18 protein-coding genes are annotated in these 19,010 nt (G+C 61.8%); 8 read left to right on the top strand and 10 right to left on the bottom strand.

Translation table 11 applies throughout. The features are described 5' to 3' along the window. Position 1: 1 nt before the first annotated feature. Positions 2-1,027: a LysR family transcriptional regulator gene (locus IEX16_RS18515; protein ID WP_188709968.1), complete on the bottom strand. Its 1,026-nt coding sequence runs from the start codon at positions 1,025-1,027 to the stop codon at positions 2-4. A 119-nt stretch (positions 1,028-1,146) separates the two neighbouring features. Here IEX16_RS18515 and IEX16_RS18510 point away from each other — a divergent pair, with 119 nt between their 5' ends. Genes IEX16_RS18510 through IEX16_RS18500 form a run of 3 tightly spaced genes read left to right on the top strand, consistent with a single transcriptional unit; the run spans position 1,147 to position 3,741 of the window. Beyond that, a complete protein-coding gene (locus IEX16_RS18510) occupies positions 1,147-1,935 on the top strand; it encodes an alpha/beta fold hydrolase (RefSeq protein ID WP_188709967.1) in 789 nt (262 codons plus the stop codon). Next, on the top strand, positions 1,936-2,733 hold the full coding sequence (locus IEX16_RS18505) for an aspartate dehydrogenase (RefSeq protein ID WP_188709966.1): 798 nt from the start codon (positions 1,936-1,938) through the stop codon (positions 2,731-2,733). 39 nt (positions 2,734-2,772) lie between these two features. Further along, positions 2,773-3,741: a Bug family tripartite tricarboxylate transporter substrate binding protein gene (locus IEX16_RS18500; protein WP_188709965.1), complete on the top strand. Its 969-nt coding sequence runs from the start codon at positions 2,773-2,775 to the stop codon at positions 3,739-3,741. Positions 3,742-3,800: 59 nt separating this feature from the next. Here the strand turns inward: IEX16_RS18500 and IEX16_RS18495 are convergent, their stop codons facing one another. The 6 genes from IEX16_RS18495 to IEX16_RS18470 form a co-directional block, all read right to left on the bottom strand. After that, positions 3,801-4,886, bottom strand: a complete 1,086-nt coding sequence (locus IEX16_RS18495) for a PA0069 family radical SAM protein (RefSeq protein ID WP_188709964.1) — start codon at positions 4,884-4,886, stop codon at positions 3,801-3,803. Positions 4,887-5,044: 158 nt separating this feature from the next. Continuing rightward, entirely contained in the window at positions 5,045-6,088 is a 1,044-nt protein-coding gene (locus IEX16_RS18490) for an acyltransferase family protein (RefSeq protein ID WP_188709963.1), read from the bottom strand. Between the two features lie 12 nt (positions 6,089-6,100). Beyond that, entirely contained in the window at positions 6,101-7,063 is a 963-nt protein-coding gene (locus IEX16_RS18485; RefSeq protein WP_188709962.1) for an NAD(P)H-dependent flavin oxidoreductase, read from the bottom strand. Between the two features lie 100 nt (positions 7,064-7,163). Continuing rightward, positions 7,164-8,978: an acyl-CoA dehydrogenase gene (locus IEX16_RS18480; protein ID WP_188709961.1), complete on the bottom strand. Its 1,815-nt coding sequence runs from the start codon at positions 8,976-8,978 to the stop codon at positions 7,164-7,166. Between the two features lie 83 nt (positions 8,979-9,061). Continuing rightward, entirely contained in the window at positions 9,062-9,994 is a 933-nt protein-coding gene (locus IEX16_RS18475; protein WP_188709960.1) for an electron transfer flavoprotein subunit alpha/FixB family protein, read from the bottom strand. A 138-nt stretch (positions 9,995-10,132) separates the two neighbouring features. Beyond that, positions 10,133-10,882 carry an electron transfer flavoprotein subunit beta/FixA family protein gene (locus tag IEX16_RS18470; RefSeq protein ID WP_188709959.1) on the bottom strand — a complete coding sequence of 250 codons (750 nt, stop codon included), beginning with the start codon at positions 10,880-10,882 and terminating at the stop codon, positions 10,133-10,135. A 378-nt stretch (positions 10,883-11,260) separates the two neighbouring features. Here IEX16_RS18470 and IEX16_RS18465 point away from each other — a divergent pair, with 378 nt between their 5' ends. The 3 genes from IEX16_RS18465 to IEX16_RS18455 all read left to right on the top strand — a co-directional run bounded on the left by IEX16_RS18465 (position 11,261) and on the right by IEX16_RS18455 (position 14,118). After that, positions 11,261-12,271, top strand: a complete 1,011-nt coding sequence (locus tag IEX16_RS18465; protein ID WP_188709958.1) for a TRAP transporter substrate-binding protein — start codon at positions 11,261-11,263, stop codon at positions 12,269-12,271. A gap of 72 nt (positions 12,272-12,343) precedes the next feature. Further along, positions 12,344-12,829 (top strand): TRAP transporter small permease, encoded by a 486-nt coding sequence (locus tag IEX16_RS18460; RefSeq protein WP_229676428.1) that lies wholly within the window; start codon positions 12,344-12,346, stop codon positions 12,827-12,829. Beyond that, a complete protein-coding gene (locus IEX16_RS18455; RefSeq protein ID WP_188709957.1) occupies positions 12,826-14,118 on the top strand; it encodes a TRAP transporter large permease in 1,293 nt (430 codons plus the stop codon). Before IEX16_RS18460 ends, IEX16_RS18455 begins: the two co-directional genes overlap by 4 nt. Positions 14,119-14,128: 10 nt before the next feature. Here IEX16_RS18455 and IEX16_RS18450 read toward each other — a convergent pair whose 3' ends face one another. Together IEX16_RS18450 and IEX16_RS18445 are read right to left on the bottom strand one after the other, a co-directional pair. After that, positions 14,129-15,436, bottom strand: a complete 1,308-nt coding sequence (locus tag IEX16_RS18450) for a mechanosensitive ion channel family protein (protein ID WP_188709956.1) — start codon at positions 15,434-15,436, stop codon at positions 14,129-14,131. 54 nt (positions 15,437-15,490) lie between these two features. Continuing rightward, positions 15,491-16,441 (bottom strand): histone deacetylase family protein, encoded by a 951-nt coding sequence (locus tag IEX16_RS18445; protein WP_188709955.1) that lies wholly within the window; start codon positions 16,439-16,441, stop codon positions 15,491-15,493. 30 nt (positions 16,442-16,471) lie between these two features. Here IEX16_RS18445 and IEX16_RS18440 point away from each other — a divergent pair, with 30 nt between their 5' ends. Together IEX16_RS18440 and IEX16_RS18435 are read left to right on the top strand one after the other, a co-directional pair. Next, positions 16,472-17,392 carry an AAA family ATPase gene (locus tag IEX16_RS18440; protein WP_188709954.1) on the top strand — a complete coding sequence of 307 codons (921 nt, stop codon included), beginning with the start codon at positions 16,472-16,474 and terminating at the stop codon, positions 17,390-17,392. 4 nt (positions 17,393-17,396) lie between these two features. Next, the gene (locus tag IEX16_RS18435) at positions 17,397-18,473 is read left to right on the top strand and encodes a DUF58 domain-containing protein (RefSeq protein ID WP_188709953.1); all 1,077 of its coding nucleotides are present in this window, start codon (positions 17,397-17,399) and stop codon (positions 18,471-18,473) included. Positions 18,474-18,732: 259 nt separating this feature from the next. On the opposite strand, the gene IEX16_RS20155 is transcribed toward IEX16_RS18435, so the two are convergent. After that, positions 18,733-19,010, bottom strand: a 278-nt coding sequence (locus IEX16_RS20155; RefSeq protein WP_229676427.1) for a hypothetical protein, incomplete at its 5' end; no start/stop codon positions are given.

Below are 19,010 nucleotides of genomic sequence, written 5' to 3'. Positions count from 1 at the left end.
TTCAGGCCTGCAGCGGTCGGGCCGGCGCAACCGACTCACCTTTCGGCAGCGCTCGCAGGAGCGGCGAAATACCTGGCCCGTCCTGTGCCTCCTGCGCGGCCAGCGCCCAAGGCGGCCGGCCCGCAATCCGATCAAGCAGGAAGTGCACAAATGCGGAGGTTTTGGCGGGCACCGGTCGGTCACGCCGATAACTCAGATACATGGACCGATTTTCGCTGGGCATCGCGTCCGACAGCAGTTCGTGCAGGCGCTGTTCGCGGATATCGGCGGCAACCAGGAATTCGGGTAATTTCGCAATGCCGAGGCCGGTCTTGACAGTCTCATAGACGGCGCTTCCGAAGCCACCGAAGTTGCCGGCAACCCGTACCGGGTGCACGCTTTGATCGGACTCGAACAGCCATTCCTCACTGGTCAGACCGCTCCCGCTCACGATGAGACAGTTGTGCTGCTGTAAGTCGGAAGCTCGCATGGGCGTGCCCCAGGCCTGGAGGTAGGAAGGGGCGGCGCAGACGACCCATCGATTGGATGAAAGACAGTGACTGTGCAAGCCCGCCAGCGGCGCAACCGCCGAACGGATGACAAGGTCGTCCTCGAATTCCCCACCCACCGGTGAGCGGTCGCCAACGATCAATGAAATCCGCACGTTCGGGTAGCGTTGAAGGAATTCGGGGATCAGCCGGGTTAACTGCTTCTCGCTGAAGGCCGCCGGACAGTTGATGCGCAGCGTGCCGCGCGCTTGATCGGATGTGAGTTGCGCAGCTTGCTCGGCAGTGCGGATATCGACCGCGATGCGGCGCGCGCGTTCGAAATAAATGATTCCGGATTCGGTCAGTTTCAGACTGCGCGTGGTTCGCGCCAGAAGACGCACGCCCAGTCGCTGCTCCAGCTTGGCCACCCTTTTGCTGACCGCGGTCGGCGTCAGGCCGGCGGCCATGGCGGCAGCGGCAAAACTTCCATGCTCGACGGTGAGCACAAATAGCGACAGGTCATCGGACTGCAGCTGCTTGCGGCGACTCGATTCTGACATCGACAAACTCCTGGAGAACCGACATTACTGCGTTTTTTTCTTGAATATTGCAGTCAATACGGCGTGAATAGGGCGAATAACCTGCTTATTATTGACTGTTTGGCCACAAGACAAACTGCATGCCCATCGCACAAGCCGCTGACGGCGAGATTTTTTTTGAGAGTTCTGGCCAGGGCCAGGCGCTGATGTTGATTTCCGGACTTGGCGGAGTGAGCGCTTTCTGGCGTGAACAGGTGGCCGCGTTTTCGACATCCCGCCGGGTCATTGTTCACGACCACCGCGGCACGGGACGCAGTACGCATAGCCGCATCAAGTACTCGATCGAGCAGATGAGCAGGGACGCCATTGCCGTCATGGATACCGCCGAAGTCGAGCGGGCCATCATTGTGGGGCATTCCACTGGCGGCGCGATTGCGCAATATCTTGCCGCACACTTCCCCGCGCGCGTCAGCGCCGTGGTGCTGGGTTCGACATGGAGTTATGCCGATGCCTACTTTCGAGCCTTGTTTGAAACGCGTGCGCAGGTATTGCGTCATACCGGTTTTGAGGCCTACCAGCGTCTTGGCAAGCTCTTTTGTTTCCCCCCCCCGTTCCTGGCTTCGCATCCGCACCTGCTGGAACCCGTTGACGGGTGTGACGATGCTGACATCGTATTGAGTCGAATTGAGGCACTGATCCGCTTTGATTCGCGGCCTTTTCTTCATCGGATTCAAGTTCCCAGCCTGGTGATTGGCGCGCGCGACGACATGGTCACACCGCCCCATCTTTGGGAGACGTTAAAGCGGGGTTTGCCTGGGTGCCACTCTGAGGTTCTGGATCACGGGGGACACTTTTGTCCGCAGGTGGTGCCAGCGGAATACAACCGCGCGCTTGAACGCTTTTTCCGTCTTGCCGGGCAGGAGAACTGAATGCAGCATGTCGCAATGGTTGGATACGGTGCGATCGGTTCGCATCTGATGCGCATGTTTGCCGCCGATGCGCGGGTGCGCCTTGACCAGGTGATCGTGGGGGCGACCGGGCTAAAGAAGGCCCAAGCAGCCCTTGGCGATGGGGTGGCGATCGTGACCCGGCTGGAAGACCTGCCACGGCGGCCCGATGTGCTGATCGAGTGCGCCAGCCATCGCGCATTGACCGAGCATGTGGTTCCCGCCTTGGCCAGCGGCATTGACAGCATCATTTTATCAATCGGCGCGCTCGCAAACGATGGTATGGCAGAGCTTCTGGCCGAAGCAGCGAATGCCGGCTCAAGTCGGCTGAAACTCGTTTCTGGCGCAATCGGTGCGATCGATGCACTGGCTGCGGCTCAGCTTGGCGGGCTGGACGAGGTCGTTTACGTTGGCAGCAAACCGCCATCCAGCTGGCGTGGGTCGCCAGGCGAGTCAGTGGTTTGTCTGGATAGCCTGGCCGAAGCAACGACCCTGTTTAAGGGGAGCGCACGCGATGCGGCACGCCTATATCCCAAAAACGCGAACGTGGCCGCGGCGCTGGCGCTGGCTGGCCTGGGTCTGGACGCGACCCAGGTGCGTTTGGTCGCCGACCCCTCTCTCTCCCATAACGTGCACAGTTACACCGCGCAGGGCCGATTTGGCCGAATGTCGTTCACGATCGAGGGAATGGCGTTGCCTGACAACCCCAAAACTTCAGCTTTAACCGCCTGCAGTTTGGCACGTGCGCTAATCAACCGAGTCGAGCCCATGGGATTTTAGTTAATTTCAAACGATTTAACACTTTTAAAGGTCAAGAACATGCGACGCATCATCATCAAGTCCCTCCTTTTTTCCGTGGCAATGCTTCCTCTTCTGGCATCCGCTGCAGACTATCCTGATCGTCCTGTTCGTCTGGTTGTACCTTTCGGCGCAGGCAGTTCGGGCGATGTCGTCGGCCGTCAGGTCGCAGAAGCATTGGGCGCACGCCTGAAGCAAACCGTCATCGTTGAAAACAAGCCGGGATCGGGCACCGCCATGGGTGCCACGGCGGTAGCCAGGGCGACCCCTGATGGATACACGCTTTTGCTCGGCACCAATGCCACCCATGCGAGTAACAAGGCGCTGTACTCGAAGCTCCAGTATGAGCCCCTCAAGGACTTCGAACCCGCCGCGTTCGTTGGACTCGTGCCCAGCGCGCTTGTCGTTTCCGCCAGCTCACCCTACAAGACGCTGTCGGATTTCGTGAACCGTGCCAAGGCAAACCCGGGCAAGGTTTCTTACGCCTCCTCAGGCAACGGCACGACCGGGCATCTGGCCGGGGAGTTGCTGGCCACCATGGCCAAGGTCAAGCTGCTGCATATCCCGTTCAAGGAGGCCGCCCAGGGCCTGACGGGCGTTCTGGGCGGTGATATCGATGCGATTCTCATTCCTCCGTCCTCGGTCATCTCCCTGATCAGTACCGGCAAGTTGCGTGCGATTGCGGTCAGCACACAACGCCGCAGTCAAGCGCTACCCCATGTCCCAACCATTGCCGAACAGGGTTATGCCGGTTATGACATCGTTGGCTGGTATTCGATGTCGGCGCCAGCCGGAACTCCGGCCGCGATCGTGCAAAGGCTCAACACGGAAATGCGCGCGCTCGTGATGGACCCGGTGTTCGCCGAAAAACTCACGGGACTGGGACTGACAACGCAGCCGATGACAACTGCTGAACTTGTCGGTTTCTTCAAATCCGAGGAAGCCAAGGCGGCGCAGCTGATTCGCCAGTCCGGCGCGGTGATCGACTGAGGCAGGTTTTCGCCGGGCGGGAGGGCTTGGCGAGAATGGCCAGGCTGCGGATCGCGCCCTCAGAAAAGACTGGCCTGCCCCGCTGCCGGCGGCCTGAACTGGCTGAAGTCCAGTTCCACACGCTGGCGGTTGAAGCCGAGGCGGTGGCAGGTTTTTTCAAAGCGCTGTTTGATCAGATCGGCCCAGAGGCCGCTGCCCTTCATGCGCGAGGCAAAGTCGCTGTCGTAGTCCTTGCCGCCACGCATCTCCTGAATGCGCGCCATGATGCGGTCTGCGCGCTGCGGGTAATGCAGCGCCAGCCACTGCTTGAACAGCGGCGCCACCTCCCAGGGCAGACGGATCACGGTGTAAAACGCAGAACGCGCACCCGCCTCCCACGCCGCTTCCAGCACCTTTTCCATGTCGTCATTCACAAACGGAATCTGCGGTGCCACGCTGACCCCCACCGGCACACCGGCCTCGGCCAGGGTGCGTATGGTGCGCAGCCGGCGGTGCGGCGCGGCGGCGCGCGGCTCCAGCGTGCGCGCCAGTTCAGGGTCCAGCGTGGTGATGGTCACATAGACGGCGGCCAGCCGGTCGGCCGCCATGGGCACGATCAGGTCCAGGTCGCGCTCTACACCGCTGGACTTGGTCACCAGCGAAAACGGATGCTCCGCCTGCTGCAGGACCTCGATCACGCTGCGGGTCAGGCGCAGCTCTCGCTCGACCGGTTGGTAACAGTCGGTGCCCGAGCCGATGTTGAGCAGCTTGGGCACGTAGCTGCGTTTGCCCAGGTCGGCGCGCAACATGTCGGCTATGTTGCGCTTGGCGATGATTTTGGTCTCGAAATCCAGGCCTGGCGACAGGTTCAGGTAGCTGTGGGTGGGCCGCGCGTAACAATAGATACACCCGTGCTCGCAGCCGCGGTAGGGGTTGAGGCTGTAGTCAAAAAAGATGTCCGGCGAGTCGTTGCGTACGATGGCGCTGCGGGCGTCCTCGAAGCTGACCGTGGTTTCCAGCAGCGGCCTGCCCTCCGCAGCATCCGCCTCCAGCGTGCCCCAGCCATCGTCCCAGTCCGCGCGTGTGTCCTTCTCGAAGCGATGCGCCAGGCGCGTGGCGGTGCCACGGCCCTTGATGGCGTGGACGGGGATGAGGACATCGGGCATGGTGGCAATCAGGTGGATAATAACTGTATATATAATCAGTATATTCCCTCACTCCGATGCACTGCAAGGCGGTCAATTAGCTATTAAATCAGGAGCTTCTCACGCCCGTCCTATATGGGCTATAGCCTGTTTTAACCAACAACCCGGTGAAAAAAAACTTAGCGCGCGGCCAGCACAGGCCTGAACAAGGTTCGCCAGCGGGCGCTGGGTGACTCGACACAGCGGTGCAGCACTTCGCCGGCCAGCAGCGACAGCCCGAAGGCAGTCAGCATGCCAAGCGTGTTGGCCAGCAACTGCGCAGGCCAGAAATGACTGACCACCGCGTTGACCAGCAGGCAGACCGGGAAGTGGATCAGGAACACCGAGTAGGAGATCTGTCCCAGCCGCAGCAACCAGGCCTGTTGCAGCCAGCGTGCCGGCCACGGGCTGCGCTGCAGCCAGACCAGCGCCAGCGCCACGGCGACTGCCACCAGCAGCCGCCCACGGAAGTCCAGCAGCAGCGCCACCGCGCCCAGGCTGGCGATAAGCAGCAGCCAGCGCGCCGGCCGCTCGCTGCGACTCGCCCACCAAGCCAGCATGCCCAGCGCGTAGGCACCGAAGAAATACAGGCCGGTCATGTCGAGTCCGGCGCGCCGGTTGAAGATCAGCAGCGACGCTGCGGCCAGCGCCAGCACCACCCAACGATGACGCTCGCTGCGAACCAGCGTGAGAATCAGCACGGTCATGGCAAACAATTGAAGGTCGATGGCCACGTACCAGATGCCGGCAGACAAAGCCTCCTGACCAACCAGGTCTTGCAGCAAAAACAGATGGGCCAGCAGTTGCCAGAGCGACGGCACACCGGGAACCGAACCATGCTGCAACCAGGGCCGCACCAACGCCGCAACCACCACCGTGATCAGCACCGCCACCACCAGCGGCAACGCCAGGCGACGGTAACGCTTGAGGATCAGTCGCAGCGGTTGCCGGAAGCCGGCCCTTCCCTCAGGTGCCAGCGAACAGGCGGCGAGAAATCCGCCGACCACCAGGAAAACTTGCACCGCCATGCGGCCGTAGCTGTAAAGCCAGTTCATCAGCCCCGGCGCGGCGCCGTGAACCACGTCGGACATCGGGCCGTAAAACGCCAGGTGGTGCCAGACGATCAGCACGCAAGCCAAGCCCTTGAGGGCGTCCACCCCCGGCAGGCGTTGCGCGGGCGTCATAGCCAACCCACGTCAGGCGCAGATGCGCTGGCGGGCCTGCTCGTACTCGCGCTTGAGCTGAGCCACATAGTCGGCCGTGCTCTGTACCTTGCTGATTGCGCCTATGCCCTGGCCACAGCCCCAGATGTCTTTCCAGGCCTTGGACTTGCTACCCTCGCCGCTGCTGAAGTTCATGGTTTTCAAATCACCATCAGGCAGATTGTCCGGGTCCATGCCCGCAGCAATGATGGACGGCTTGAGGTAGTTGCCGTGTACGCCGGTGAACAGGCTGGAGTAAACGATGTCGTCGCTGTTGCTGTCGACGATGGACTGTTTGTAGTCATCCGCGGCGCGCGCCTCGTCGGTCGCAATGAAGGCCGAGCCGATGTAGGCGAAGTCGGCCCCCATGGCCTGCGCGGCCAGCACCGCGCCGCCGGTCGAGATGGCGCCTGACAGTGCCAGCGGGCCGTCGAACCACTGGCGGATTTCCTGGATCAGCGCAAACGGGCTTTTCACGCCGGCATGGCCGCCCGCGCCGGCAGCCACGGCCACCAGGCCGTCAGCGCCTTTTTCTATCGCCTTGCGCGCGAACTTGTTGTTGATGATGTCGTGCAGCACCACGCCGCCGTAGCTGTGCGCTGCGGCGTTGATGTCCTCACGCGCGCCCAGCGAGGTGATGTAGATCGGCACCTTGTACTTGACGCACATGTCCATGTCGTGGTCCAGCCGGTCGTTCGACTTGTGCACGATCTGGTTGATCGCAAACGGCGCCGCCGGCTTGTCGGGATTGGCCTGGTTGTAGGCAGCCAGGGTCTCGGTGATCTCGGCCAGCCAGTCTTCGAGCTGCGCCGCTGGCCGCGCATTGAGGGCGGGCATGGCGCCGACCACGCCAGCGATGCACTGGGCGATCACCAGCTTGGGGTTGCTGATGATGAACAGCGGCGAGCCAATGATCGGCAGCGGAAGCTTGTTGAGCGGCGCGGGAAGTCTGGACATGGTGTCTCCGGTGAATTCAGCAGGATTTTTAGCGAAAAATGGCTGCGGCCCATGTCAATCAGGCGACAACAGCTATCGAATCAATAGCAAAAAGGGCAGGTCAGAATGCGTCCAGGGCCAGCGCCGTCACACTCTCCGCGCCATCAATGATGCTGTCGCGCATGCCGGGGGCCTTGCTAAGCAGGTGGTCCGCGTAGAACACCGCCGTGATGATCTTGGCCTTCATGAAGTCCACATCCTTGCCCGCAGCCAGCTCTTCTTCAGCCACCAGCAGCGAACGCGCCAGTTGCCAGCCGGCCACCAGGTTGCCAGCCAGCATCAGGTAGGGCACGCTGCCGGCGAACACGGCGTTGAGCGAAGCCTTGGCGGACCCTTCAGGGGCCTTTGCAAGCCCGCCGGCGACGAATTCCACGACATCGACAAACGCTTCGCGTGCGGCCTTGAGCCGCTTCGCCACTGCTTTGGCTGCCGCGCCGCCCTGCATGATCAGCGCGGCTTCGGTCTTTTCGATCTGGGCGGCAATGCCTTTGGCCGTCTGGCCGCCGTCGCGCGCGGTCTTGCGGCCTACCAGGTCATTGGCCTGGATCGCGGTTGTGCCTTCGTAAATCGTCAGGATTTTGGCATCGCGGTAATACTGCGCCGCGCCGGTTTCCTCGATGAAACCCATGCCGCCGTGCACCTGCACACCCAGCGAGGTGACCTCCAGGCTCATCTCGGTGCTGTAGCCCTTGACCAGAGGCACCATGTATTCGTAGAAGGCCTGGTTCTGCTTGCGCACATCCGCGTCGGGGTGGTGGTGCGAAGCATCATAGGCGGCGGCGGCCACCGAGGCCATGGCGCGGCAGCCTTCGGTGTAGGCGCGCATGGTCATCAACATGCGCTTGACGTCGGGATGGTGGATGATGGGTGCGCTCGCATTGATCGAGCCATCGACCGGTCGGCTCTGCACGCGGTCCTTTGCAAAGGTCACGGCCTTCTGGTAAGCGCGTTCGGCAATTGCGATGCCCTGCATGCCGACGGCGTAACGCGCCGAGTTCATCATGATGAACATGTACTCGAGGCCGCGGTTTTCCTGGCCGACTATGTAGCCGACAGCGCCACCCTTGTCGCCGTACTGCAGCACCGCTGTCGGCGAAGCCTTGATACCCATCTTGTGCTCGATGCTCACGCAGTGCACATCGTTGCGCGCACCGAGGGCGCCGTCCTTGCCGACCATGAACTTGGGCACCACAAACAGGCTGATGCCCTTGACACCTTCGGGCGCGCCGGTGACGCGGGCCAGCACCAGGTGCACGATGTTCTCGGCCATGTCGTGTTCACCATAGGTGATGAAAATCTTGGTGCCGAAGACCTTGTAACTGCCGTCAGGCTGCGGCTCGGCGCGGCTGCGCACCATCGCCAGGTCGGAGCCGGCCTGCGGTTCGGTCAGGTTCATGGTGCCGGTCCACTGGCCGCTGACCAGCTTTTCGAGATACACCGCCTTGAGTTCGTCCGAGCCCGCCGTCAGCAGCGCTTCAATCGCGCCGTCGCTGAGCAAGGGGCACAACGCAAAACTCATGTTGGCCGAATTGAGCATTTCGCCACAGGCCGCGCCAATTGTCTTGGGCAGGCCCTGACCGCCGAAGTCCAGCGGATGCTGCAGCCCCTGCCAGCCGCCCTCGGCGTATTGCTTGTAGGCCTCCTTGAAGCCGGGCGTCGTGGTGACCACGCCATCTTTCCAGATTGAAGGATTCTTGTCGCCCTCCCAGTTCAGCGGCGACAACACCCCCTCGTTGAATTTGGCGCACTCCTCGAGCACGGCCTGCGCCGTGCCGAAACCGGCCTCTTCAAACCCCGGGATCTGCGCCACGGCATCGATGTCGGCCAGGTGTTTGATGTCAAACAGCATGTCCTTGAGGGGGGCTTTGTAGCTCATGTCTTGTCTCCGCAAATAACGTTGACCCCGCATCGGTGACGGGTACAAAAAAGGACGTCACCGCGACGCCCTTTGTTCTTTTTTTACAATGCTTTCACCAACTCCGGCACCGCCGCAAACAGGTCAGCCTCCAGTCCGTAGTCAGCCACGCTGAAGATGGGCGCTTCCGGGTCCTTGTTGATTGCGACGATCACTTTGGAGTCCTTCATGCCGGCCAGATGCTGGATCGCGCCGCTGATGCCGGCGGCGATGTAGAGCTGGGGCGCGACGATCTTGCCGGTCTGGCCCACCTGCCAGTCGTTCGGCGCGTAACCGGCGTCCACCGCAGCGCGCGAAGCGCCGAGGGCGGCGCCAAGTTTGTCGGCCAGCGGCGTCATGACTTCATTGAATTTCTCGGCGCTGCCCAGCGCACGACCGCCGCTGACGATGATCTTGGCGGCGGTCAATTCGGGTCGGTCGCTCTTGGCGATTTCGCTGCCGACAAACACCGACTTGCCGCTGTCGGCCTCACCGCTGACCACGTCGATAGCGGCGGAACCGCCGGTGGCCGCAGCCGCGTCAAAACCGGTGGTACGCACGGTGATCACCTTGGTCGCGTCCAGGCTCTGCACGATGGCAATCGCGTTGCCGGCGTAAATCGGGCGCTCGAAGGTATCCACCGCATCAACCTTGGTGATATCGGAGATCTGGCCGACGTCGAGCAAGGCGGCCACACGCGGCGCGATGTTCTTGCCCGACGCCGTGGCCGGAAAAAGGATGTGCGAGTAGCTGCCGGCCAAAGCGATCACCTGGGCCGCCATGTTTTCGGCCAGGCCGTGTTCAAAATGTGCGCCATCCACATGGATGACCCTGGCGACGCCGGCTATTCTGGAGGCGGCCTGGGCGGCTGGACCGGCATTGAGGCCGGCCACCAGCACATGCACGTCGCCGCCGCACTGGGCGGCTGCAGTCACGGTGTTGAGGGTGGCGGGGCGGATGCTGGAGTTGTTATGTTCTGCGATTACGAGGGATGTCATGAGTAGCTCCTGATGTTTTTGACTGCTGTCATCCCGGACTTGATCCGGGATCCATGGTGGATCCCGGACTTGATCCGGGATCCATGGTGGCGCACCTGCATGGATTGCGGGTCAGGCTCGCAACGACAACCGTGGTTATTAGATGACCTTGGCTTCGTTCCTGAGCTTGTCCACCAGCGTGGCGACATCAGGCACCTTGATGCCGGCGCTGCGTTTTGCTGGTTCACTGACCTTGAGCGTTTTCAGACGCGGCTTGACATCGACACCGAGGTCTTCAGGCTTGAAGTTGTCGAGCTGCTTTTTCTTGGCTTTCATGATGTTGGGCAAGGTCACGTAACGGGGCTCATTGAGACGCAGATCCGTGGTGATGATGGCCGGCAAAGTCAAGGACAGGGTTTCCATACCGCCGTCAACTTCGCGCATGACCACGGCCTTGCCATCAGCCACATCAACCTTGGAAGCAAAAGTCGCCTGGGGCCAGCCCAGCAGGGCCGCCAACATCTGGCCAGTCTGGTTGCAGTCGTCGTCGATGGCCTGCTTGCCCAGAATCACCAGTTGCGGCTGCTCTTTCTCGACCAGGGCCTTAAGCAGCTTGGCCACAGCCAGCGGCTGCAGCTCTTCCGTCGTTTCGACCAGGATGGCCCGGTCAGCACCGATGGCCATAGCCGTGCGCAGGGTTTCCTGGCACTGCGCCACGCCGCAGCTCACAGCGATGACCTCGGTCGCCAAGCCTTTTTCCCGGAGCCGTGTGGCTTCTTCGACGGCGATCTCGTCAAACGGATTCATGCTCATCTTGACGTTGGCGATATCGACGCCGGTGCCATCGGACTTGACGCGAACCTTGACGTTGTAGTCGACAACACGTTTGACGGGGACCAGGACCTTCATGAGAGAACTCCAGAGTTAGTGATTGACGTTAACGTAAAGCGTTTGATTCTATGCTGCACATGCACAACACCTCATGAACCACGGACTGCGGGGGGGGGCATTGCGGGGACGCGCAGTGAAAATAGAACGACCGTTCTTTTTAATTATAAAGACCGATTCTGATTGAATTAGAGCCGTCGGCCCAAAGCGCTGTTGCCCTCGCGACAATTGCCAACCGTCAATTAACAAACCGATGGGTCGGTTAATTGGGGTAAGTAGGGACAGACTGTGGCGCATCGCTGACATACAGTCATAGTTCCGGATGAGACAGCGGCTTCACACCGCCGAATCGTCCCCACGAGTAATCTGGTCAGCCTGCTGACCGTTCCGGAGTATCGAATGAAGATCAAACCCATCGCCGTCGCGCTGTTGACCGCCTGCAGCGGTTTCGCCTCCGCCCAAACCGTGTTGACCGTCTCCAGCTGGTTGCCGCCTACCCACTCGCTGAGCATGGCGCAAAAAGAATGGTGCGACCTGCTGGAGAAAAACACGGTCGGAAAGATGAAGTGCAACATCCTGCCGCGTGGTGTCACAGCTGCGCCAGGAACCATGGACGCCGTCAAAAACGGCTTGGCCGATGTGTCTTACACCGTGCACGGCTACACGCCGGGGCGTTTCCTCTACACCCAGATGTCCGAGTTCCCCTTCCTGGGCAACACCTCGGAGCCGATTTCAGTGGCCTTCAACAAGGTGGCTTTTAAGAACCCGCAATTCCTGTCCGAGCACCAGGGCGTCAAGGTCATCTCCTTCTTCACACACGGCCCCGGCATGGTGTTCAACACCAAGCGGCCAGTCACCAACGTCGATGAGCTGGGTGGCCTGAAGTGGCGCGTGGGCGGCGGCATGGTCAATGAGATCTCCAAAGTGTTGAACATGAATGTCACACTCAAACCCGCTCCCGACTCCTACGAGTTGCTGTCCGGCGGCGTCATGGACGGCACCTTGTTCCCGGCGGAATCCACCGAGTCCTTCAAGATCGACAAACTGATCAAACATGCCACGATGTTTCCGGGGGGTCTGTACAACACCAGCTTTGTCTTCATGATGAACCAGGGCAAGTACGACAAGCTCAGCGCCGACGAAAAGAAAGCTGTTGATGCGATTTCGGGCGAAGTGGCTGCGCGCATGTTCGGCCGAGGCTGGGACAAGGTGGACCGCCGCGCGATGGGGCTGATGCAGGCCAACAACGTGCAGATCGTCAAAGCCGACGCAAAATTCGTTGCTGACGTCAAAACCAAAACTGCGCCGCTGGAGCAGAAGTGGGTCAAGGACGCCGAGGCCAAGGGCATGAAAGATGCCGCCAAGGTTCTGGCCGAGTTCCGCGCCGAAATCGCCCGTCAGGAAAAGTAAACCGTCTTAGCGTTTTTTTTAGCGCGGCCTCATGGACAATGAGGCCGCGTTTTTTATGGATTGAGGCGAAGATTGAACAAGCTGATTGAAACCGTGTGCGGCCTACTGACTGCAGCCGCCCTGTTCGCCATCATGGCGCTGACTTTTTTTGACGTCGGCGGGCGCAAGCTGCTGTCCAACTCGATTACCGGCTCGCTCGAACTCACGGAACTGCTAATGGTGGTGGTGATTTTTGCCGCCCTGCCGTTGGTGTCCTTGCGCGGTGAACATGTGGTGTTCGACTCGCTGGACCACTACCTGCCGCAAGGCCTGCGCAAGATCCAGCGCGCGATGATGCAGGCCGTATGTGCGGCCGTGCTGCTGGGCCTGGGCTGGCTGATGTGGCAAACCGGCGGCCAGTATCTGGAAACCGGTGAAACCACAGCCCAGCTCAAGATCCTGAAAGCCCCGTTCATGTACGGCATGGCCGCGTTGTGCGCGGTCGCCGGGCTGATCCATCTGGGCCTGGTATTTCGGCCGACTGCGACTGAAGAAGCCGGCGAAGGAGCTACGCTGTGACCGAAGCCCTGCTTGGTTTTGCCGCCATTTTTGTTCTGGCGCTGATGCGCCTGCCGCTGGCCTTTGCCATGGGCCTGGTCGGTATCGTGGGCATGGGACTGACCCGCGGCTGGCTTCCGGCGCTGGCCAGCACCGCGCAGGTGGTGCACGAAACCGGTTTTGCCTACACGCTGTCGGTGATTCCGCTGTTCATCCTGATGGGCAATTTTGTCGCGAAGGCTGGCCTGGCCCACGAACTCTTCCATGCGGCCTATGCCTTCATCGGCCACCTGCGCGGCGGTCTGGCTCACGCTACCGTGATGGCCTGCGCGGGTTTCGGCGCAATCTGCGGCTCATCCATCGCGACCGCTGCCACCATGAGCAAAGTGGCTTACCCGTCGATGAAAAAGCTCGGCTACAGCGACTCCTTGTCGACCGGCGTGATTGCCGCCGGCGGTACCCTGGGCATCATGATTCCGCCCTCAACCATCATGGTGATTTACGGCATCGTGACGGAAACCAATATCGGCAAGCTGTTCGCGGCGGGTGTGCTGCCCGGAATCATGACGGCCGTGCTGCTGATGTTGGCGGTTCTCTTCATGACCTTCATGGACCCCGAGCATGCGCCGGCCGGAGAAAAAACATCCTGGCCTGATCGCTGGAAAGCCCTGCGCGGCATCTGGGGCGTGCTACTGCTGATGCTGCTGGTCCTGGGTGGCATCTACGGCGGCGTGTTCACCGCCACCGAAGGGGCCGGCATCGGTGCGGCAGGCGCTTTCCTGTTCGCGCTGGCGCGGCGCCGGCTGACGGTCAAGGCCACGCTGGAAGTGCTGGTGGAATCGGCGCGAACCACGGCGATGCTGTTTACACTGCTGATTGCGGCTACGATTTTCGCCAACTTCATGAACTTCACCTCCATGCCAGGCGACCTCAAGGAGTGGATCACGCACCTCGGGCTCCCGCCGGTGATGATCGTCGGCGCCATGATGCTGATCTACGTGATCCTGGGCACCGTCATGGAGGAACTTACCATGGTGCTGCTGACCATTCCGCTGTTTTTCCCGATCGTGATGGCACTCGGTTTCGATCCAGTGTGGTTCGGTGTGCTGATCGTCATGGTGATCCAGATCGGCTTGATTTCGCCGCCAGTCGGCATGAACCTGTTTGTACTCAACACCCTGCTGCCCCGTGTCGGTCTGAGCAACATCTTTCGCGGCGTCTGGCCCTTTGTCTTCATGCAGATTGTGGCGCTGGGCCTGTTGCTGGCCTTCCCGTGGCTCAGCCTGTGGCTGCCCTCGTTCATGCAGTGACGCGCCAAGCTCAGGAAGGTTTGGCCACTTCTTCCCCCGGCTGGAGCCGCGTGTGGATGACCCGTTGCGGGTAGGGAATTTCGATGCCATTGGCGCGCAGCGACTGCAAAATGCCCAGATTGATGAGCGAACGCAGGTTTTGCTGGCCATTTTCCGGATCGGTCATCCAGTAATTCAGGGTGAACTCCAGCCCGTCAGCGCCAAAATTGGTCAGATTGGCGCCGGGACCGGGATCACGCAGCACGCGGTCCTGGTTCAACGCGGCGTCGGTCAGCAGGCGCATCACCAGCGCCACATCGCTGTCGTAGGCCACCGAGATCACGGTGGACTGCAACACGCGCGAGTCGGCCAGTGACAGGTTTTCAATGCGGTTGCTGATGAACATCTCGTTGGGCACGATGGACTCGCGTCCACCCAGGGACCGCACAACGGTATAGCGCGCGTTGATATCGGTGATCCGGCCTTCGAAGTTATCAACCCGGATGTTGTCGCCGATGCGCACGCTGCGCTCGGCCAGCATCACAAAACCACTGACATAACTGGCGGCGAGCTTCTGCAGGCCAAAACCCACCCCGACACCTATGGCCCCGCCCAAGACCGACAAGGCCGTCAGGTCAATGCCCACCGCAGACAGGGCCACCAACAAGCTGACAAACACCAGCAAGGCACGGGTGGCGTTGCTCAGGGCTTTACGCAGCGACAACTGGCTGCCGGTGGCCGACTTGAGCAGCCGCGACTCGATCGCGGCCGATACCCACAAGGCGATGAGCAGCACGATGCCCGCCGTCAAAGCACCCTCAATCAGGGTCCGCACCGACAGCGTGGCATCGCCTACTTTCCAGCGGATATCGTCAAGCTCCTCCAGCACCAGCGGCAACAGGCCGCTAACCCACAGCACCATGGCGAGCCAGGCCAGCCAGGAAATGCTGCGTTCGAGGATGCGCACCAGCGGCGCGTCCACAAATACCACCTGCAGCACCTTGACACCGAGGCGGATCACCGCCAGCGCCACCAGCACCGGAATCGCAATCTTGAACACCGCCACCGGCATCCATCGGCCCAGCAGCATGAAGCACAGGTAAGCCAGGGACAGCAGCAAGAGCGGAAACATCACACCGTCGATGATCTGGCGGCCGAACCAGATGGAGCGCTCGTCAGGCAGGCCGCTGGCTCGGCGTATCCCCCAGACCAATGCCCAGGCCAGCCCCACACACGCGAGGAGAAGGGCAAGCTCTGTCAACGCCGACGGCTGCGTGAGGTTGGCGAGCCAGGCGTCCAGGTCTTCGATGCGGGCAGTGGGTCTAGTCAACGTGGCCATCGCGGCTTTCTGTCAAAGGGAATATGGCCGCCCGACCGCAACCGGACCGGCGGTTTACAGATCAGCCAGCACGCGAATATGCGCTTCCACGCTGCGTGCCAATGCCTGGAGGTTGTAGCCGCCTTCGAGCGAGGAGACGATGCGCCCGCCCGCGTGACGGTGCGCGACATCCTTGATGCGCTGGGTGATCCAGGCGTAGTCCTGCTCGTCCAGGCCGAGCTGGCCCAGGTCGTCATCGCGGTGTGCGTCGAAGCCGGCGCTGATGAAGATCATCTGGGGTTTGAACTCCTCAAGCCGCGGCATCCACATCGCCTCGATCATGTCGCGCACGGCTGCGCCCTTGGTGTAGGCGGGCACCGGGATGTTCACCATGTTGTCACCACCCTCCGTGCCGCCGTGCGGGTAAAACGGATGCTGGAAAAAGCTCACCATCAGGATGCGCTCATCGCCGCGGATGATGTCTTCCGTGCCGTTGCCGTGGTGCACGTCAAAATCGACGATCGCGACCCGCTCCAGACCGTGCCGCTCCAGCGCATATTTGGCGGCGATGGCCACGTTGTTGAAAAAGCAGAATCCCATGGCGCGGTCGTGACAGGCATGGTGGCCGGGCGGGCGCACCGCGCAAAAGGCGTTTTCGACCTCGCCGGCCATCACCGCATCGGTGGCGGCCAGCGCTGCACCGGCGCCGCGCAGGATGGCATTCCAGGTGAAGGCGTTCAGCGCAGTGTCGGGATCAATCTGGGCGTACTGCGGTCCTCCCGCGAATGCGTCGTCGGCCAGCTGGTCGCCCAGTCCGCGGATCGCAGCAATCATCATGCGGTCATGCCCGAGCTCAATATCTCCCAGCGAGGCCAGCGGTGCCTCGCGCCGGTCCAGCGCATCACCGACACCGGTGATCAGCAGCCGGTCTTCAATCGCGTCAAGCCGCTCCGGGCACTCCGGGTGGCCCGGTCCCATCTCGTGTTTGCGACAGTCGGCGTGGGTGAAATACGCAGTGGCATTCATTGCGGAAAATTTTGCGGTAAGGTTGATGACATGAACGCGAAACAAAAAATCCAGGCGCTATTGAATCAGCTTAACACGGTCATTGTGGGCAAGCCCGCCCAGGTCCAGGACTGTGTCGCCTGCCTGCTGGCCGGCGGCCATCTGCTGATCGAAGATGTGCCCGGTGTCGGGAAAACCACCCTTGCCCACGCGCTGTCACGCTCCTTCGGACTGCAGTTCTCCCGCGTGCAGTTCACCGCCGACCTGATGCCGAGCGATTTGACCGGTGTGTCGATTTACGAACGCCAGAAAGAAAGTTTTGTCTTTCACCCCGGTCCGGTGTTTGCCCAGGTGCTGCTGGCCGACGAGATCAACCGCGCCAGCCCGCGCACGCAAAGTGCCCTGCTCGAAGCCATGGAAGAAAAACAGGTCACCGTCGAGGGCGAAACCCGCCCTCTGCCCTTGCCCTTTTTTGTGATCGCCACGCAAAATCCGCACGACCAGCTGGGCACCTACTCGCTGCCTGAATCGCAGCTGGACCGTTTCCACATGCGCATTTCGCTGGGCTACCCGGACCGTGCCGCCGAAAGGCTGCTGCTGGGCGGCAGCGACCGCCGCGACATGGTCGACAGGCTCGAAACCTTGTTGACGCCCCACGACCTGCTGGAGTTGCAGCATGAAGTGCTGCAGGTACATGCGGCCGAACCCCTGCTCAATTACCTGCAGGACCTGATTGCCGCCACGCGTTCCGGCCAATGGTTTTTGCAGGGCCTGAGTCCGCGCGCCGGTATCGCGGTGATGCGGGCCGCCCGCGCCCAGGCGTTTTTGAGCGGCCGCGATTATGTGGCGCCCGACGACGTGGTGGCGGTGCTGCCGCAAACCGCCGCACACCGGCTGGTGCCGGTCACCAGCGCCGGCCGCGGCGCGGTCGAACAGGTGCGGGCAATGCTCGAGGCCGTGCCTTTGCCATAAATATATGACTCCCCCCCGAAGCGCCTCCGGCGCCTCCCCCCAAGGGGGGCGCCACCAGCGGCCCGGCAGAGCCGGTTCCGCGCTGGCCCGCGAATGGAACCCTTTGACCCTCGTGCGCCGCGGGTTCCAGCAATGGTGGCAAAGCCGCCTGCCGCTCAGCGACAGCGTGCTGCTGACCCAGCGCAATGTCTACATCCTGCCAACGCGGCCCGGCCTCATGCTGGCGCTGACGCTGCTGGTGCTGCTCGTTGCCTCCATCAACTACCAACTTAATCTGGGCTACCTGCTGACCTTTTTACTGGCCGGCAGCGCCGTCATTGGCATGCATGTGTGCCATGGCACATTGCGCGGTCTTGCCATGAACCTGATAGCGCCCCACCCCCAGTATGTGGGTGCCGCAGCCATTTTTGATGTCAAACTGACGAACACCCGGCGTTCTTCCCGCCACGGCATCGGCCTGAGTGTGTTGAATCCGGCTGATGCAAAAACCGGGCTGCACTGGGCCTGGACCGACGTGCCCGCCGAAGGCAGCAGCACCGTTCAGGTGGCCTTCACACCAACACGGCGCGGTCTGCACCAGCTCCCCACCCTGACCGCCGAAACACGTTTTCCGCTGGGCACCTTTCGCGTTTGGACCATCTGGCGGCCCGCCGCGCAAGTGCTGGTCTACCCCGCACCAGAACGCCAGCCTCCGCCGCTGCCGCCCGGCGAGCCCCGGTCAGGCGCGGCCAGTGCCACCGCACGCGTGCAAAGCAGCGGTGACTTCGACAGCGTCCGCGGCTATCGGCGCGGCGACCCACTCAAACTGGTCATGTGGAAAAAGGCCGCCAAGGCCGATGAACAGGGCAACGGCCTGGTGGTGCGCGATGCCCAGCAGGCCCAACGCCATGAGCTCTGGCTCGATTTTGTCCAGGCCGGCTCGCTGGACATTGAAGGCCGGTTGGCCCGTCTGTGCGCCTGGGTGCTGCAGGCCGACAAGCTGGGACTGAGTTTCGGCCTGAGGTTGCCGGGGGTGCAGATCAAGCCTTCCAGCGGGGAGGCGCACAAACGCCTGTGTCTGGAGGCGCTGGCGTTATGTTGACCTGCCCTGGCATGCCTGCAGGCGGCGCGAACCGGTCCTCCTCCGTTCGGGCTGAGCTTGTCGAAGCCTTCTCTGCCTCCTGCGTTTGCGATGTACCAACAAGCCGGGGGTTGCCCGGCGGCAACTCACTTTTCTTTGTCTCGCCAAAGAAAAGTAAGCAAAAGAAAGGCGACCCTGCTGTCTGCGTCCCCTGCGCCTCGCTCCGGGGCAACCTGCGGTGCTCGGTCCAGCCGGGGTCTCGCTCGAACTCGCCTTCGGCTCAGACAATCGCGATCCCTGATCCGTCTGGCCCTGCGCTCCTCGGCGCAGACAGAAGGGTGGTGGAGACGGGATGGGGAACGGATTCGGGTTCGGATTCGAGGCCACAATCGGGCTCCGGCGAGGACGCGCAAAGCGCGTCCTCGCCTCCCCGAATGGGGATTTGTATTTCAGCGCGCCACCCGTCGGGCCGGGCCGAGGAGCGCAGCCAAAAACGGATCAGGGCGAGCGATTGTCTGAGCGAAGCGAGTTCGAGCTCGACCCCGTTTTCGGCGAGCA

Source organism: Polaromonas eurypsychrophila (assembly GCF_014641715.1).
GTDB classification, from domain to species: domain Bacteria; phylum Pseudomonadota; class Gammaproteobacteria; order Burkholderiales; family Burkholderiaceae_C; genus Polaromonas; species Polaromonas eurypsychrophila.
Note: the sequence above shows the minus strand (reverse complement) of the source record. Positions and strands in the feature narration are given on the sequence as shown.